This is a genomic window from Sphingomonas jejuensis, from assembly GCF_011927695.1.
GTDB lineage: Bacteria > Pseudomonadota > Alphaproteobacteria > Sphingomonadales > Sphingomonadaceae > Sphingomonas_K > Sphingomonas_K jejuensis.
The window spans coordinates 225607-241673 of record NZ_JAATJE010000001.1 but is presented as its reverse complement, the minus strand read 5'-3'; the positions used below and the strand labels follow the sequence as shown (position 1 = coordinate 241673).

General features: G+C 68.8%; 13 protein-coding genes and 1 tRNA gene. 5 read left to right on the top strand and 9 right to left on the bottom strand.

Translation table 11 applies throughout. The annotated features are described in order from the left end of the window. Positions 1-59: 59 nt before the first annotated feature. On the bottom strand, positions 60-1229 hold the full coding sequence (locus GGR88_RS01235) for an alpha/beta fold hydrolase (protein WP_245196405.1): 1170 nt from the start codon (positions 1227-1229) through the stop codon (positions 60-62). A 146-nt stretch (positions 1230-1375) separates the two neighbouring features. Here GGR88_RS01235 and GGR88_RS01230 point away from each other — a divergent pair, with 146 nt between their 5' ends. Both GGR88_RS01230 and GGR88_RS01225 read left to right on the top strand, forming a co-directional pair. Next, positions 1376-2125, top strand: coding sequence for a 16S rRNA (uracil(1498)-N(3))-methyltransferase (locus GGR88_RS01230; protein ID WP_167952202.1), 750 nt, complete (start codon positions 1376-1378; stop codon positions 2123-2125). Positions 2126-2169: 44 nt separating this feature from the next. Beyond that, positions 2170-3543 (top strand): glutamate--cysteine ligase, encoded by a 1374-nt coding sequence (locus tag GGR88_RS01225; protein WP_167952200.1) that lies wholly within the window; start codon positions 2170-2172, stop codon positions 3541-3543. On the opposite strand, the gene GGR88_RS01220 is transcribed toward GGR88_RS01225, so the two are convergent. The 3 genes from GGR88_RS01220 to GGR88_RS01210 all read right to left on the bottom strand — a co-directional run bounded on the left by GGR88_RS01220 (position 3540) and on the right by GGR88_RS01210 (position 6123). Continuing rightward, positions 3540-4889, bottom strand: a complete 1350-nt coding sequence (locus GGR88_RS01220; RefSeq protein ID WP_245196404.1) for a sensor histidine kinase — start codon at positions 4887-4889, stop codon at positions 3540-3542. The genes GGR88_RS01225 and GGR88_RS01220 overlap by 4 nt on opposite strands. 56 nt (positions 4890-4945) lie before the next feature. After that, entirely contained in the window at positions 4946-5665 is a 720-nt protein-coding gene (locus GGR88_RS01215; protein ID WP_167952196.1) for a response regulator, read from the bottom strand. A 384-nt stretch (positions 5666-6049) separates the two neighbouring features. Continuing rightward, positions 6050-6123, bottom strand: a tRNA-Gly gene (locus tag GGR88_RS01210). 99 nt (positions 6124-6222) lie between these two features. On the opposite strand from GGR88_RS01210, the gene GGR88_RS01205 reads away from it, so the two are divergent. Continuing rightward, positions 6223-6513, top strand: a complete 291-nt coding sequence (locus GGR88_RS01205; RefSeq protein WP_167952194.1) for a hypothetical protein — start codon at positions 6223-6225, stop codon at positions 6511-6513. A gap of 128 nt (positions 6514-6641) precedes the next feature. Then, positions 6642-8495, top strand: coding sequence for a dihydroxy-acid dehydratase (gene ilvD, locus GGR88_RS01200; RefSeq protein ID WP_167952192.1), 1854 nt, complete (start codon positions 6642-6644; stop codon positions 8493-8495). 16 nt (positions 8496-8511) lie between these two features. On the opposite strand, the gene GGR88_RS01195 is transcribed toward ilvD, so the two are convergent. Further along, positions 8512-9222 (bottom strand): response regulator transcription factor, encoded by a 711-nt coding sequence (locus GGR88_RS01195; protein ID WP_167952190.1) that lies wholly within the window; start codon positions 9220-9222, stop codon positions 8512-8514. 481 nt (positions 9223-9703) lie between these two features. Between GGR88_RS01195 and GGR88_RS01190 the strand changes: the two genes are divergently transcribed. Continuing rightward, a complete protein-coding gene (locus GGR88_RS01190; RefSeq protein ID WP_167952188.1) occupies positions 9704-10459 on the top strand; it encodes a LuxR C-terminal-related transcriptional regulator in 756 nt (251 codons plus the stop codon). Between the two features lie 9 nt (positions 10460-10468). Here GGR88_RS01190 and GGR88_RS01185 read toward each other — a convergent pair whose 3' ends face one another. From GGR88_RS01185 to GGR88_RS01170, 4 genes are read right to left on the bottom strand one after another with little or no spacing between them, the layout of a single operon-like run. After that, entirely contained in the window at positions 10469-11782 is a 1314-nt protein-coding gene (locus tag GGR88_RS01185) for a TolC family outer membrane protein (RefSeq protein WP_167952186.1), read from the bottom strand. Between the two features lie 34 nt (positions 11783-11816). Next, entirely contained in the window at positions 11817-12941 is a 1125-nt protein-coding gene (locus GGR88_RS01180; protein WP_167952182.1) for a helix-turn-helix transcriptional regulator, read from the bottom strand. Next, a complete protein-coding gene (locus GGR88_RS01175; protein WP_167952180.1) occupies positions 12938-14275 on the bottom strand; it encodes an HlyD family type I secretion periplasmic adaptor subunit in 1338 nt (445 codons plus the stop codon). The genes GGR88_RS01180 and GGR88_RS01175 overlap by 4 nt, the downstream gene beginning before the upstream one ends. Continuing rightward, positions 14272-16020 (bottom strand): type I secretion system permease/ATPase, encoded by a 1749-nt coding sequence (locus GGR88_RS01170; RefSeq protein ID WP_167952178.1) that lies wholly within the window; start codon positions 16018-16020, stop codon positions 14272-14274. The genes GGR88_RS01175 and GGR88_RS01170 overlap by 4 nt, the downstream gene beginning before the upstream one ends. Positions 16021-16067 lie beyond the last annotated feature (47 nt).

The following is a 16067-nucleotide window of genomic DNA, read 5'->3' as shown; positions in this document are numbered from 1 at the left end:
GCAGCCGCATAGGACGCAAGATGCCCGATTGCCATGGATTGCGGGGGCGCGAGGCGCCCTCACCTTAGCTGCTCGCAATAGGCCGGCACCGCTGCGGCCTCTTCCGGGCGGGCGATCCGTCGGATCGCCAGCAATGCAAGCAGCGTCTTTCCCGGCTCCTCGATCATTGGCAGGTGCCCGCTGTTCGCGAAGCGGCACGCCGTGCGACCGGGCGCCGAGAGCCGCACGAGCCAGCGCTCTGCGATTTCCGACGGGGTCGTGCTGTCCCGTGCGCCCATCAGCAGCATGACCGGAATCTCCACCCGGTGAAGCGAGGCAAAGGACAGATCCGCGATCCGCGGCCACAGCGTCGCGACGGTGAAGGCGCTTCCCCGGCTCCAGGCGCTCCGGTCCGCGGGCGTGTAGAGCGGCGACAGCTTCGTTGCATTGAAGTAGAAGTCGGCATCCGGTCGGAACGCGGCGAGCGACCCATACCTGTTCGCATGGGTCCGCCAGGCATCGGCCTGCTCGATGGTGAACGGCCCGCTGTCCGGATAAGGGCGCAGGGCTTCGATCGCGTGAATGGCCGCGACATCCCCGCGCTCGCGCGCAATCGTCAGCGTGCGTGCCATGCCGACACGCTCGTTCTCTCGCACGTCGATCATCTGACCCATGCCGATGTAGGCATGGAGCAGGTCGGGGCGGGCGGCGGCGACCGCCAACCCCACTGTCGATCCGAAGCTATGGCCCAGCACGAACATCTTCGGCTGCCCCAGCCGGGCGCGCAGTTGCTCGATCAACTCGATCGCATCGTCGCGGTAGCGCTCGACCGACAACGTCGGCGCGATCGCCGCAGGATCGTTCAGGGGAAAGGACCGCCCTGCACCCCGCTGGTCCCACTGCACGACCGTGAAGAAGTCCTCCCATGGATGCTGGAACGTCCAGGCCATCGGCATCTCCACCGATCCCGGACCACCATGAATGTAGATCAGGATCGGGTTGCCACGGTCGGCCCCTCGAATGTTCACCACCTGCCGAGTCCCGCCGAGCGTCAGGGTGAGCGTCTCGTCGATCCCCTCCGGCGCCACGATCCGCTGCACATCGGCGACGATGGCGCGCGCCGGCGCAAAGGGATCCGCCGTGTCGCTGACGTCCGCCGGCGGTGTCCGGGCGGCCGGCTCCGCTGCAGCCGCTCCACCGGCCACCGCTGCCGCGAGCCACAAAGCCACCAGCCACATCATCATCTTCATGGCGCAGGTCTCCGATGGATGTCGGCCATTGCGCCCGAACCCGCCCGTGACCGCAAGCCCCTGTCCGTTACCGTGTTGCACCACCTCCAGCTCCGGCTCGACACGCGACTTGTTTGAGGTGCGTGCCTCTCCCTAGAAGCAACCACATGCCCGCAACCCCTGCCTGGCCGCCGCGTTCGACGCCGCGTCTGTTTGTGGACTCCGTCCTTGCGCCCGGCCCGCTCCCGCTGACCGGCACCGCCGCCCATTATCTCCTGTCCGTGATGCGGCTCGCGGTCGGCGATCCCGTGCGCCTCTTCGACGACCGCACGGGCGAATGGCTCGCCACCGTCGGCGCCGTCCGGAAGCGCGACCTGATCCTCGACATTGGCGATCACCTCGCCGAGCGGGAAGCGGTGCCGGACCTCTGGCTCTGTGCCGCCCCGCTGAAGAAGGGCCGCATCGACTGGCTGGTCGAGAAGGCCTGCGAGCTTGGTGTCGACCGCGTCGTGCCCACGCTCACCCGCCGCGCCGTCGTCGATGCGCCAAAGCTCGATCGGCTGCGCGCGCACATGGTCGAGGCCGCCGAACAGTGCGGCCGCACCGCGCTCCCGACGCTCGCCGATCCGGTCAAGCTGCCCGCCCTGCTGCGCGAGTGGCCGGCCGGACGCCGGCTGTTCTTCGCCGATGAGACCGGCGGCGGCGATCCGCTCGCCACCATGCGCGCCCATGCCGGCCCGGCCGCCATCCTGATCGGCCCCGAAGGCGGCTTCGACGATGCCGAGCGCGAGCTCGTCCGCGCCCATGCCGCTGCGGTGCCGATCTCGCTCGGCCCCCGCATCCTGCGCGCGGACACCGCCGCCGCCGCCGCCGTCAGCCTGTGGATGGCGGCCGCCGGCGACTGGCACCAATCATGAGGAAAGCAGTTCCGTCCCGCGCGCCTTGCGACTAGAGGCCGCGCATGACGACCCGGACCGACAGCGCCGCCGATGAGCCGCTTATCGAATCGCGCGCGCAGCTGATCGAGCTGTTCTCCGGTGGGGAAAAGCCGCGCGACCGCTGGCGCATCGGCACCGAGCACGAGAAATTCGTCTACCGCACCGACGATCATCGCGCGCCGAGCTATCAGGAGCCCGGCGGGATCCGCGATCTCCTGCTCGCGCTCACCGACTATGGCTGGCGTCCGGTCGAGGAGAATGGCGTTGTCATCGCGCTGGCCGGCGCGGACGGCACCGTCAGCCTCGAACCCGCGGGCCAGCTGGAGCTCTCCGGCGCCCCGCTCGAAACCTTGCACCAGACCTGTGCGGAAACCGGCCGTCATCTGGAACAGGTGAAGGCCGTAGGGGACCGGCTGGGCCTCGGCTTTCTCGGTCTCGGCATGTGGCCGGACAAGGCGCGCGCCGATCTGCCGATCATGCCCAAGGGCCGTTACGACATTATGCGCCGCCACATGCCGCGCGTCGGCTCGCTCGGCCTCGACATGATGCTGCGGACCTGCACCATCCAGGTCAATCTGGACTACGCGACCGAAGCGGACATGGCGCTGAAGTTCCGCGTCGGCCTCGCGCTGCAACCGCTTGCCACCGCACTGTTCGCCAATTCGCCCTTTACCGAGGGCAAGCCGAACGGCTTCCTGTCCTTCCGCAGCCACATCTGGTCGGACACGGACCCGCACCGCACCGGTATGCTGCCGTTCGTGTTCGAGGACGGCTTCGGCTATGAACGCTACGCCGACTACGCACTCGATGTGCCGATGTACTTCGTCTACCGCGACGGCCGCTACATTGATGCCGCCGGCCTCTCCTTTCGCGACTTCCTTGATGGCCGCCTGTCCGTGCTGCCCGGTGAAAAGCCGCGCCTGTCCGACTGGGCCGACCACCTCTCCACCGCTTTCCCCGAGGTGCGGCTGAAGAGCTTTCTTGAGATGCGCGGCGCGGACGGCGGCCCTTGGAACAAGATCTGCGCGCTGCCGGCGCTTTGGGTCGGCCTTCTCTACGACGATGCGGCGCTCAACGCCGCCTGGGATCTCGTGAAGCATTGGTCGATGGAGGAGCGGGAGGCGCTGCGGTCCGCCGTTCCGCGTCTGGGCTTGGCCGCGCCGCTGCCGGGCGGCGGGACGCTCGCCGACCTTGCGCCGCGCGTCCTCGATGTCGCTGCCGCGGGGCTCCGGGCAAGGGCACGGCCGAACGGCGCCGGCGACGACGAACGCGGCTTCCTCGATCCGCTGCGTGAAACCGCCGCGCGGCGGCAGACACCCGCTGAACGCCTGCTGGAGCGGTATCACGGGGCGTGGAACGGCGACGTGACCCGCGTCTATGCGGAGCGAAGTTTCTAGGTCAGGACCCGCTCGGGGCCGGTCGGCACCGGCTCGGCCTCGCGCGGCAGCCGCATGCTCGCACGCAACCCGCCGCCTTCGCGGTTGCGCAGCGTCATCTCGCCGTCGTGCAGCCGCGCGATGGCATTCGCCAGCGCCAGGCCTAGGCCGACGCCGCCCTTTTCTCGGTTGCGGGACGAATCAAGGCGGGTGAACGGCTCGAACATGTGCGCGATCTGGTGGTTCGGAATGCCGGGCCCGTCATCGTCGACCTCCACGACCAGCTGATCGAGGTCGGTGCGCACCCGCACCCGCGCGCTGCCGCCATATTTCACGGCATTCTCCACCATGTTGCGCACCGCCCGCGCTACCAGGTTGGCCCGCACGGACGCCACGATGCGCGGACCCGGCTCGAACGCCACGTCCGCGCCCAGATCGATGAAGTCGGCCAGCACCGTCTCGATCAGTGCCGGCAGGTCGACCCGCGACGGCGCCTCGCTCGGCCGGCCCAGCCGCGCCAGCGACAGGATGTCGTCCAGCGTGCGGTTCATGTCGTCGATCGTCCGCGCCATGCGGTCGCGCTCGGTTTCGTCGTCGACGAACTCGGCGCGCACGCGCAGCGACGCCAGCGGCGTGCGCAGGTCATGCCCGATCGCCCCAAGCATCCGGTCCTTCTCGTCCAGCATGCCGGCGATGCGGGTCCGCATGGCGTTGAACGCGCCGATCAGGCCGCGGATATCCTCCGGCCCTCGCTCGGCCACAGGTACCGCCGGCGCAGTGGAGCGAAAGCTGTTCGCGGCCGCGCGCAGCTCGCCCAGCGGCCGACCCATGCGCCCACCGATCCACAACACGGGCACCAGAACGACGCCGTACAGAACCAGCGTCTGGAACAGCAGCCAGGCGACCACGCCATAGTCGGGCGACGGGATGACCGCGATCGCGCTCAGCCAGCGCCCCGGCTGCAGCTCAACGGAGATCAGCAGCACCTCGCGCGCCAGGATGTCGGTCCGGCGCCGCGAACTCAGCGGGTCCAGCTGCACGCGCATCTCCTGCGCCGGCACCTCCGCTGCGATCAGGCGCGGCACCGTCAAGCCCGCTTCGGACAGCAGCGCGCGCGCTCGCGACTCGACGTCGCGACGGCGTGACATGCCGGACGTCACCGGGCTCTGCGTGGTCTCGAAGGTCCGGCCGAGCATCGGGCGGCGCTGGTCGCCCGCCATCAGGCCCAGCGCGTCCATGCGCATCGCCTCGATCAGCTGTGCGATGGGCGGTCCCGTCGTTTGATAGAACCGCTGCTGCTCGCTGGCCCGGAGCAGCAGCACGAAGTTGATGGCCTGCGCCGCCAGCAGCGCGACCGCGACCAGCATGGCAAGCTGCGCCCCAAGGCTGCGCGGCTTTCCAAACGAGAGCCGCCACGGCAGCCTCATAGGCGGGTCACGTCGCTCGCCAGCACATATCCGCCACCCCACACCGTCTTGATCAGCGTGGGGTTCTTCGCGTCCGGCTCGATCTTGCGACGCAGCCGGCTGATCGAGTTGTCGATTGCGCGATCGAACGCGTTGGCCTCGCGCCCTTGCGTCAGGTCGAGCAGCTGGTCACGACTCAAAACCTGGCGGGGATGGGTGACAAAGGCGGTCATCAGGTTGAACTCGCCCGTCGACAGCGGCACCGCGACATTGTCTCCGTCGATCAGCACGCGCTCGTCGGTCTTCAGCACCCAGCCCGAGAAGGCATAGGCTTCGCTGGCGGCCCCGCGCTGCCGCGTGCCGCCGCCGCGGGCGCGCCGCAGGATCACCTTGATGCGCGCGATCAGCTCGCGCGGCGAAAATGGCTTCACGACATAATCGTCGGCGCCCATCTCCAGCCCGACGATCCGGTCCGTTTCCTCGGCCATCGCGGTCAGCAGGACGACCGGCACGTCGCTCGTCTCGCGAATGTGGCGGCACAGGCTCAGCCCGTCCTCGCCAGGCATCATGATGTCCAGAATGACCAGGTCGATCGCCAAGCCCTGCAGGCGCGCACGGCCCTGCTCGGCATCCGCCGCCTGGCTGACACGAAATCCGTTGCGGGAGAGATAGGCGGCCAGCGGCTCGCGGATCGATTTCTCATCGTCGATCAGCAGGAGATGCGGCTTGTCGTCCATCCACCCCTCCTACTCGACACGGGGACAGTTTCCAGCAGGCTGAACGCGATTGCGGGCCCCGCTCCCAGGGGAAAGGAGGGGACCCGCACGCTGAGCCGTGAAGGCTCGTGGGCGGACGGGAAGGGGACCCGCCCGCCCTGAGTCAGGAGACTGCGCCACAGGGGGGAAAGGCGCAGCTCCGTGGTCGATCCAGACGTTGTCAGGGGGGAAACCGCCTGGATCTGCCCCGCCCGAGCCATGCTCGATCCCGGTCGGGGAAACTTCTTGTCTTGCTCGTCTCGTTCTCGTCAGGCGAACCGCCATTCGCCATGACCACCTTATGGCGGTGCCATGTCGCCCAACTGTGTCGGGCGATCGGGAAAACTGTCGCAAAATGTCGCAGGATGGAGCGGGTAGCGGGGATCGAACCCGCATCACAAGCTTGGAAGGCTAGTGCTCTACCATTGAGCTATACCCGCATGATCGGACCGGCGTCGATCACAGGCGACGGCGCCTCATGGACGCCCGTCGCCGGATCCGCGGTCTAGCTTGCGTCGCACGATCGTCAAGACCTCAGGATGCGGCGTCCCAGACAGGACGTCGAGGTGCGACGCGGCTCCGAACTCGACGGCATCTCCATCGACCCGAACGGCTCGGTTCGGCAGCACGTCCCGGTCACCTTTCCCAACTATGCGCGCCCGGTCTGGGAAAATTCGGTCAGCCGCATCTACCTCGGCGTGCATTGGCGGTTCGACGGCATCCCGCGGGTCGCAAGCGAGAATGTGGGCGGCGTGCCGCTCGGCCTCGCGATCGGTGAGGAAGCGCATGCCTTTTTCAACGCCGCGCCCTCCCTCGGCGGCTCTGTGTAGCCGCTGACCGCGCGAAGGCCGCCTGTCCGACGACCCGGCAGGCGGCCTTTGTTCGCGATTGGCGATCCGTGTCTCTCACGTCGCCGATCTTCTGCTAAGGGTGACCCCGTCCACGCTGGAGATCGCCCGTGCCCCCTTATCGTTCGCGCACCACCACCCATGGCCGCAACATGGCCGGCGCGCGCGGGCTCTGGCGGGCGACGGGGATGAAGGACGAGGATTTCGGAAAGCCGATCATCGCCGTCGCCAACAGCTTCACACAGTTCGTTCCCGGCCACGTCCACCTGAAGGACCTCGGCCAGCTCGTCGCGCGTGAGATCGAGGCGGCCGGCGGCGTCGCGAAGGAATTCAACACCATCGCGGTCGATGATGGCATCGCGATGGGGCACGGCGGCATGCTCTACTCGCTCCCCAGCCGGGAACTGATCGCCGACAGCGTCGAATATATGGTGAACGCGCACTGCGCCGATGCGCTGGTGTGCATCTCCAACTGCGACAAGATCACGCCGGGCATGCTGATGGCCGCCATGCGGCTCAACATTCCCGCCGTGTTCGTCTCGGGCGGTCCGATGGAAGCCGGCAAGGTCGTGGTGAAGGGAAAGACGCGCGCGCTCGATCTTGTCGACGCAATGGTGGTTGCTGCCGACGACAGCTACACGGACGAGGAGGTCGCGGTGGTTGAGCGCTCCGCCTGCCCGACCTGCGGCTCCTGCTCCGGCATGTTCACCGCCAACTCGATGAACTGCCTGACCGAGGCGCTGGGCTTGTCGCTCCCCGGCAACGGCTCCACGCTCGCCACCCATGCCGATCGCCGCGGCCTGTTCCTGGAGGCCGGGCGCCTGATCGTCGATCTCGCCAAGCGCTGGTACGAACAGGAGGACGCGACCGCCCTTCCCCGCACCATCGCCAGCTTCGCCGCGTTCGAGAACGCGATGAGCCTCGACATCGCGATGGGCGGCTCCACCAACACCGTTCTCCACCTGCTCGCCGCCGCTCACGAAGGCGGCGTCGACTTCACCGTTGCCGACATCGACCGGCTCAGCCGGCGCGTGCCCTGCCTGTGCAAGGTCGCGCCCGCCAAGTCCGACGTCCACATGGAGGACGTCCACCGCGCCGGCGGCATCATGGCCATCCTTGGCGAGCTGGAACGCGCCGGCCTGGTCGATGCCAGCCTGCCGACGGTGCACGCGCCCACGCTCGGCCATGCGCTTGATCAATGGGACATCGGCCGAACCGATGCTCAGGCCGCCCACCGGCTCTACAGCGCGGCACCCGGCGGCGTGCCGACGCAGACCGCCTTCAGCCAGGCCGCGCGCTGGGACGACCTCGATCTTGATCGCACCACCGGCGTGATCCGCTCGGCCGAGCACGCCTTCTCGGCCGACGGCGGACTCGCCGTGCTGTTCGGCAACCTCGCCCCCGAAGGCTGCATCGTGAAGACCGCGGGTGTCGACGACTCGATCCTGATCTTCCACGGCACCGCGCGCGTCTACGAAAGCCAGGATGCGGCGGTCGCCGGCATCCTCGGGAACGAGGTGCAGTCAGGCGACGTGGTCGTGATCCGCTACGAAGGGCCGAAGGGCGGGCCTGGGATGCAGGAAATGCTCTACCCGACCAGCTACCTGAAATCGAAGGGGTTGGGCAAAGCCTGCGCACTCATTACCGACGGGCGCTTTTCGGGCGGCACGTCGGGCCTGTCGATCGGCCATGTCTCGCCCGAAGCCGCCGAGGGCGGCCTGATCGCGCTCGTCGAACATGGCGACCCGATCGAGATCGACATTCCCGCCCGCTCGATCCGGCTGGCGGTGGACGATGCGGTGCTCGCCGCCCGGCGCACCGCGCAGGAGGCGCGAGGCGCCGATGCCTGGCATCCGCACGGCCGCGTGCGCCACGTCTCGCCCGCGCTTCGCGCCTATGCCGCGCTCACCACGAACGCCGCGCGCGGGGCGGTGCGCGACGTCGATCAGCTCAACCGGAACTGACGCCCCCGCCCGCGGGTCACTCATCCTCTCCCCTGCGCGCCAGAAGGCCGACCGCGATCTGCGTGCGGTTCGCGACGCCCAGCCGCGTCAGCAACGCGCGGACATAGGCCTTCACCGTGCTTTCGCTGATGCCGAGCGCGGCGGCGATGGCACGATTGCTCCGCCCCTGCGCCACCAGTGCATGCACCTGCCGTTGCCGCGGGGTCAGGTGGAGGCTCGGATCGGAAGACGGCGGCGTTTCGGCAAGGTACGGCTCCATCTCCGGCATCAGATCGAGCGAATAGGTCAGGAAGCCCAGCCGGCTGAGCAGGATCACCCGGCGCAACGTGTCCGGATCGATGTCGACCGGCAGGCAGGCACTTGCCCTGGCCAGGAAGCACTGCGCCACCAGGTCGGCGTCGTTTGCATCGCTGATCACCAGCCGGCCGGCGCCCGGCCAGCGCTCGCGCAGTTCGCCGAGCACCAGGCGCAGCTTCTGCGCGCCACCCGATCCGTGCCACCGCAGCAGAACGACATCCGGCTGATCCGCCGACAGCTCGTCCAGTGATCCGATCGCGGTAAGCGCAAGCTGCGCGCTGTCACACAGCGCCGCCGACAGGCAGGCGCGCGAAAAGGGCTTGGGATCCATCAGCAGCACGCTGATCCGGCCAACGGCTGGAGCCGGCCCGCTTGCCTGATCAACGGACGGAACGGCCGTGTCAGACCGGTGGCTTCCCGCCTCCTCCATGTGCCCCATCAGCGCCGCCCCCTTTCCCGCGGGAAAGCTTAGCCGCCTTGTTGATGGCGGCGGGCCTGCGCATCCGTCGAACGACATGGCGCGGCGGAGGTAGGTTCCTCCCCAATGGGGGACATCCCGCGGTCGACAAGGCGACGCTCCCGGCCGGTCGCCCTGCCAGGCCCCCGACCATCTGCGCTTCCGGCGACTCGCCACGGCATCCGAACACCCCGGCTTTGCCGGTGCGCCACCTCCAAATGGGCTACGTCGATCGGCGATGCTGTCTCTCGCCGGGGCAGTGGCGCGAGAGCGCTACCGCGAAACTTAGCACTCTCAATCGGTTGCAGCTCAGTCGAATTGGGCAGCCTGCCTGCTCGCTCCAGACTCAACTTCATCACTGATTTGGGTTATACCAAAGGGCACGGGTTCCGTCTTTTTAGAGTGCAAGAGCGGTCGGACGAATCGCTTCCGCTCTGCCGTGAGGGGGAAAGCCATGCCGGGCACTACGAAGTTCGTGTTGGTCGGTCGCGTGGCCATGGTCCGGGAAGGGCTGCGGCGCATCCTGACCGAAGAAGGTCTGCTGGTCGAAGGGTCCGTCGATCATCCGTCGCAGGTTCAACTGCAACCGGACGATCGCGCGCAGATCATCCTGATCGACGCCGAGGAGTTCCTGAACAGCGTCGACATCGTTCGCGACCTCCACGAGCGTTTTCCCGCCGCGCGACTGGTCGCTCTCTGCGACGGCCTCGATCTTCCTCTTCTGGTGAAGTGGTTCCGGTGCGGATTGTCGGGCTACATCGTCAAGGAAATCTCCTGCGAACCGCTGCTGGCGTCGCTTCGTCTTGTGGCGATGGGCGAAAAGGTCTTGCCGTCGCGCCTGGCCGATGAACTGGATCAGCTCACCTCCCGCGCTGACGCCGATGGTGACGACGCACAGGACTCGCACTTGTCGGATCGCGAAGCCGAAATCCTGAAGGAACTGGTGCTCGGCCGCCCCAACAAGATCATCTCGAGGAACCTGTCGATCAGTGAGGCGACCGTGAAGGTCCACGTGAAGGCGGTGTTGCGCAAACTCCAGGTCCGCAACCGCACGCAGGCCGCGATCTGGGCGGTCAACCACGGCTTCACCATCCCGGAATCCGAGCCGGCACCACAGCCGTCGGACGTGCAGCAACCGCTGTTCACGACCGCCGCCGGCATCCGCCCGGCCCCGCCGGAACGGGTCGGCCCGCCCATCCTCACGCTTTGACGCCGCCCGTCAGGGCCGCGTGCCGATCCACCGGTCGGCGACCTGCTCGAAATGCGCCTCGGGCGCGTAACGGTTGATCGTCGCGCCGAAGCTTTCGGGCGACAGGGCTCCCGTCGCGGCCAGCAGGCTCGCGCCCGCCACATAGGTCTCGTGCCGGCTGTTCGACAGCGCGATCTGCGCGTTGCGCAGCTCCGCCTCCGCGTTCAGCAGGTCCAGCACCGTTCGTGATCCCAGCTCCGTTTCGCGCCGGGTGCCGCGAAGGGCCGTTTCGTTCTCGGTGACGACCTGCTCCAGCTGCACGGTCGCGGCACGGGCGGCGCGCAGCGCGTTCCACGCCACTGCGACCTGGTAGCCGACGGTGCGCTCGGCCTCGACGATCTCCAGCTCGCGCACGTTGGTGACGTGCCGCGCCCGCCGGATCGCCGCATATTCGCCGCCACCCTGGTAGATCGGGATGGTCACGGTGATCGTGCCGGTGCCCAGCGACTGGCGGACGTCTCGGTTCAGGATCTGCACGATCTCGTCGCGGCGTTGCACGCTGGCGGACGCGTCGATCGTCGGCAGCAGGTTGCCCACCGCCGCGCGGGTCTGGAAGCGCGCCACCTGCGCCGCCAGCCTGGCGCGCTCGACCGCCGGGTTCGCGTCCAGCGCCTGCGCCAGCGCGTCCGGTTCGGTCGGCGGCAGCGCCGGCAGCGGCGGCAGCGGCGCGAGCGTGCCCGGCTGGCTGCCGACCAGCTGGACGAAGCTCTGCTGGGATTGCGCCAACCGCTGGCTCGCCGCCTCGCGCAGCGCCAGTTCACCGGCCAGTCGTGCGCGCGTCTGCGCGACATCGGTCACCGTGCGCTCGCCCAGGCTCAGCCGCGTTTCCTCTCCGCCGACGAGCCCGCGCAGCGCGGCAACCGTCTGGTCGTAGAGCATCAGGTTCTCGCGGTCGCGCAGCACCGCGGAATAGGCGCGGATCATGTCCAGCATCAGGTCGATCTCGGATTCGCGCAGCGACTGCCGGCCGGCCAGCACATTGGTTTCCGCGGCGCGGACGTTGGCCGTTACCCGGCCGCCGCGATAGACCGGCTGCGCCAGGCGGATGCCCACGATCCCACCCGTGCCCACCACGTCCAGCTCGCTGCGCGCCAGCGATCCTTCCACCAGCAACGATGGGCGACCTGCCGCGCGCGCAGTGGCAACATCCTCGTCCAGCACCTTCAGCCCCTCGCGGTCGGCGGCGATACCGGGGTTGTCGCGGTAAACGGCGGCAAGTGCGCTTGGCAGGTCGGTGGTGGCCACCGGTTCGCCCGCTGCCTGCATCAGCAGCAGGATGCTCAACGAAATCCCCATCGCCCCCCCCCCTCTGGTGTCGTCAGCCCGCCATCAGCGGCAACCCGGCGGCATTGCGCCGGAACGGCGGCGTCAGCGATGCAACAAGGCGCGCAAGCTCGAACTGGCTGTGGATGCCCAGCTTTGCGTAGATCCGCTTCAGGTAGGTCCGCGCCGTCTGCTCGGAGAGGCCGAGCTGGTCGCCCGCGACCTGCACCGATCCGTGCCGCAGGATCGCGCCGATGAAGCGTGCTTCGGACCGCAGGATGCCGAACGCCTGATGAAGGCCGTCGGCAAAGCCCAGCATGTCGTGGCGCGGCAGCGTCAGCAGCAGCAGCGGATCCTGGTTCGCGGCCGGGGCAATCGCACGCAGCACTGCCAGCCTGCTGCCGTCCCCCTGCGGCAGCGTGATCAGCCGGTCCGCGCACCCGCCGCGGTGGAAGGCCGCGGCCGCCTGGCTGATCGCGAGCCTGATCTCGGCGGTGCGGCCTCCGCTCGCCGCGGCCAGTCGCCCGTCGCACCCACGCATCAACAGCGTGCGTTCGGCGATGATCTGCTCGGCCGCCTCGTTGGTCCACAGGATGCGGGCGTCGGCATCCAGCATGATGAAGGCCGATGCGAGCTCGTCGAGCAGCGTCTGCAGCCGCACCGTCTGGCGCGATCGCTGACGGTCGGCCACAAAGGCACCGGCACAGATCGCCAGGATGCGCGCGCTGGCGTCGGCGCGGCTCTGGTCCACCATGTCGATCGCGTGGCCGAAGCCGAACAGGATCCAGAAGGCCGCATCCGCCCCCAGGGGCACCAGCGTGGCGAGCGCACCCGCCGCATCGGGTATCGCGGGCTTCACCAGCGCATCGAATCCCGCCCCGTCGATCACGATCCAGCGGCCCGGCCCACCCGTCCCCTGCAGCGCCTGGTCCTCCAGCCAGCTGCGCAGCTCGGGCGCGCGGATCTCGCCCGGCTTCGACCCGTCACGCAGAGAGGTGAAGATCGCGCCGGTCGCTTCCTCCTTGCCGCGCGCGAGCAGGCCGATCGCGGCCACCGCGCCGACATGCTGCACCGCCCAGCGCCAGCTTTCGTCCAGGAAGGGCGCTTCGGCAGGGCGGGCCGGCAGGCTTGCCGCCTCGCCTCCCGACATGCTGACCGACAGGCTCGATGCCACGTTCATTCCCGCAGCGCCCGGCGGAAGCTGTCGGTCAGCGGCGCGAACAGCGCCTGCAGCAACGATCGCTTCTTCAGGAGCACGAAGACCTCGGCCGGCATGCCCGACACCACCTGCCCCTGCACGGTGGCCAGGTCGGCATCCGCGATCCGCACCCGCGCCAGGTAATAGGTTTCGCTGCCGTCGCGGGTGGTGATCGAATCGGCCGACACATTCTCGACGACGCCGTTCAGCAACGGCGCGTCGCGACCGGTGAACGGCACCAGCCTGATCTCGGCCGCCAGCCCGGCATGCACGTTCTCGATGTCAATCGGGCGCACCCGCGCCGCCACGATCATCTCCTGCCGGTCCGGAACGATGTCCAGGATCGGGTCGCCCGGCCGCACGACGCCGCCGATCGTGGAGAAGCGCAGCTCCACCACCCGCCCGTCCGACGGCGCCGCGATCGTCCGGCGCTGCTGGATGTCGTCGGCCGCCCGCCCCTGTTCGCGCAGCTCGTTCAGCCGGATGTCGATCTCGCGCATGCGCGCTTCGTTCTGGTCGCGCCGATCCGCCGACAGCGTGGCGCTCTGCGCGCCCGCCTGCGCGATCTGGCGCCGCGCCGTCCCGATCCGACCCTGGATCTGGCCGACCTGCCCTTCCGCCGCCAGCAGCTGCCGGCGCAGGTCATCCAGCCGCGATCGCCGCTCCAGCTGCTCGGCGACCAGCGTCTCGGCGGTGCGGATCTCGGCGCGCAGCGAGCTTGCCTGCGCCTGCGCGGCGGCAAGCTGCGCGGTCAGGCCGCTGATCTCGTACCGCGCCTGCGCCGCCGTTTCGTTCAGCACGGCGCGCTGTGCGTTCAGGGACTCGCGCCGGCTGCGCAGCAGGTCGGCCTGGCCCCGAAGCATCTCCAGCGTGCGGGGGTCGCCACGCGCGGCCTCCAGCTCGAACGGCAGGTTGGTGAGCGCGCCGCCATCCCGCTCGTCGATCAGGCGCTGCCGCTCGGCCAGCAGCGCCAGCAGCTCGTCACGCACGGTCTGTGCGGCCGCGCCGGACTGCACGCTGTCCAGCCGGATCAGCGGCTGGCCACGCTCCACCCGTTGCCCGTCGCGCACCAGGATCTCGGCGATAATCCCGCCTTCCAGGTTCTGGACCACGCGCCTGCGACCTTCGACCTCGACGATGCCGGGCGCGATCGCCGCCTTGGTCAGCGGCGCGAACAGCCCCCACAGCAGGAACAGTCCGGCGCACAGGCCAATGACGAGCGCGGCGCGCCGCCACAGGCGATTGAGCCTGTCAAGGTTCTGCTCGTGGAAGTCGGCCTGCTCGTCGACGCGCAGTGCAAAGCCCAGGTCGTTCATTGCACCGTCTCCGTCGATCCGGCCGCAGGCGCTTCGGCGGAACCGCCTTCCGGCAGCGTGGGCTTGGTCGCGGGCGCCTTTCGCAGGATGTCCTTGGTCGGGCCGAACGTGCGCACGGCGCCCTGGTCCAGCACCAGCATCATGTCGACGTTGGACAGGATGGACGGACGATGGGTGATGATCACCACCGTCACCTTGTTGACGGCCAGCTGCCGCAGCGCGTGCGAAAGCGCCTCGTCACCCCTCAGGTCCAGGTTCGAGTTCGGCTCGTCGAGCACGATGAAGCGCGGCGATCCGTAAACGGCGCGGGCCAGCCCGATCTGCTGGCGCTGCCCGCCGGACAGCATCACGCCGCCCTCGCCGATCTCGGTTTCGTACCCGTTCGGCAGTGAAAGGATCAGCTTGTGGCACCCGGCGAAACGGGCGGCGTTGATCACGCTTTGGTCGGACCCGCCGCTGAAGCGCCGGATGTTGTCCGCCACCGTGCCGGAAAACAGCTCCACGTCCTGCGGCAGATAGCCGATGTGCCGGCCGAACGCCTCGCGCGACCAGCTGGACACGTCGGCCCCGTCCAGGCGCACCGATCCCATGTCGGGCCGCGCGATGCCGATCAGCATGCGCGCCAGCGTCGTCTTGCCCGATCCTGCCGGCCCCACGATGGCAAGCTGCTGGCCTGCGCCGATCTCGAAGCTGACGTTGCGCAGGATCGGCACGGCATGGCCGGGCAGCCTCAGCGTCAACCGGTCGACGCTCAGCTGCCCCTTGGGACGCGGCAGGTCGACATGCGTCTGCGGACGCCGCGGCAGGGTGAACAGCCGGTCGAGCCGGGCAAGGCTTTCCCGCGCGGTCTTCAGCGCCCTGAACTGCCCCAGCACCGCTTCGACCGGCGCCAGCAGCCGGCTGACGATGATCGATGCGGCGATGATCGCGCCGCCGGTCATTTCCTGCTGGATGACGAGCAGCGCGGCAAAGGCGTAAAGCGCCACCTGGATCATCGCGCGCGTGCCGCGGGTGATGCTCAGCATGGTGGCGGTGGATGCCTGGATGCGTTCGGACGCGGACAGTTCCTCGTACATCCTGCCCGACCACCGCTTGATGATGGTGTCGGTCATGCCCAGGCTGTCGACGATCTCGGCATTGCGCAGAATGCAGTCGCCTTCCTGCATCGCCTGCGCGCCGGCGGTCGCCGATGTTTTGATGTCCGCCTGCAGCAGCCGGTCGGACAGGAACGCGATGCTGAACAGCACCAGCGACCCGGCAAGCGCGATGTAGCCGAACAGCGGATGGATCAGGAAGGCGATCGCCAGGTACAGCGGCAGCCACGGCAGGTCGAACAGCGCAGTCGACACCGGCGACGCCAGGAAGTTGCGGATGTTGCCGACCTCGCGCAGCAGCTCGGTGCGCAGCGTGTTGTCGATCAGGCGCCGTTCGATCGATCGCTCCAGCACCTGGGGCGATAGCGAATAGGTGATCCAGTTGGCCACGCGCCCGAACGCGATCGTGCGGTACCCGTCCAGCAGCGCGGATGTCAGGATCGCCACCGCCGCCGCCAGGGACAGGAACAACAGCGTGTCCTCGCTGCGGCTGGTCAGCACGCGGTCGAACACCGACAGCGTATAGAGCGGCAGCGCGAGCGCGAGGACGTTGATCACGCCCGACACGCCGAACATGGGGAGGAGCACGCGCCGGGTCGCGCGTTTCAGGATCGCGCGCGGGGTGGTTTCCACCTCGGTGATCGCCGGCATCCGTGCCTCCCGCCCCCCTGCCCGGCAGCGTGCCGGACGGATGAACC

Excerpts from the sequence above, each read along its gene's own strand:
- GGR88_RS01235 (WP_245196405.1), bottom strand. The coding sequence starts at position 1,229 with ATGAAGATGATGATGTGGCTGGTGGCTTTGTGGCTCGCGGCAGCGGTG.
- GGR88_RS01220 (WP_245196404.1), bottom strand. The coding sequence starts at position 4,889 with ATGCTGGTCGCGGTCGCGCTGCTGGCGGCGCAGGCCATCAACTTCGTG.
- GGR88_RS01215 (WP_167952196.1), bottom strand. The coding sequence starts at position 5,665 with ATGGACGACAAGCCGCATCTCCTGCTGATCGACGATGAGAAATCGATC.
- GGR88_RS01190 (WP_167952188.1), top strand. The coding sequence starts at position 9,704 with ATGCCGGGCACTACGAAGTTCGTGTTGGTCGGTCGCGTGGCCATGGTC.
- GGR88_RS01175 (WP_167952180.1), bottom strand. The coding sequence starts at position 14,275 with ATGAACGACCTGGGCTTTGCACTGCGCGTCGACGAGCAGGCCGACTTC.
- GGR88_RS01205 (WP_167952194.1), top strand. The coding sequence starts at position 6,223 with ATGCGGCGTCCCAGACAGGACGTCGAGGTGCGACGCGGCTCCGAACTC.
- GGR88_RS01170 (WP_167952178.1), bottom strand. The coding sequence starts at position 16,020 with ATGCCGGCGATCACCGAGGTGGAAACCACCCCGCGCGCGATCCTGAAA.
- GGR88_RS01195 (WP_167952190.1), bottom strand. The coding sequence starts at position 9,222 with ATGGAGGAGGCGGGAAGCCACCGGTCTGACACGGCCGTTCCGTCCGTT.
- GGR88_RS01230 (WP_167952202.1), top strand. The coding sequence starts at position 1,376 with ATGCCCGCAACCCCTGCCTGGCCGCCGCGTTCGACGCCGCGTCTGTTT.
- GGR88_RS01225 (WP_167952200.1), top strand. The coding sequence starts at position 2,170 with ATGACGACCCGGACCGACAGCGCCGCCGATGAGCCGCTTATCGAATCG.
- GGR88_RS01180 (WP_167952182.1), bottom strand. The coding sequence starts at position 12,941 with ATGAACGTGGCATCGAGCCTGTCGGTCAGCATGTCGGGAGGCGAGGCG.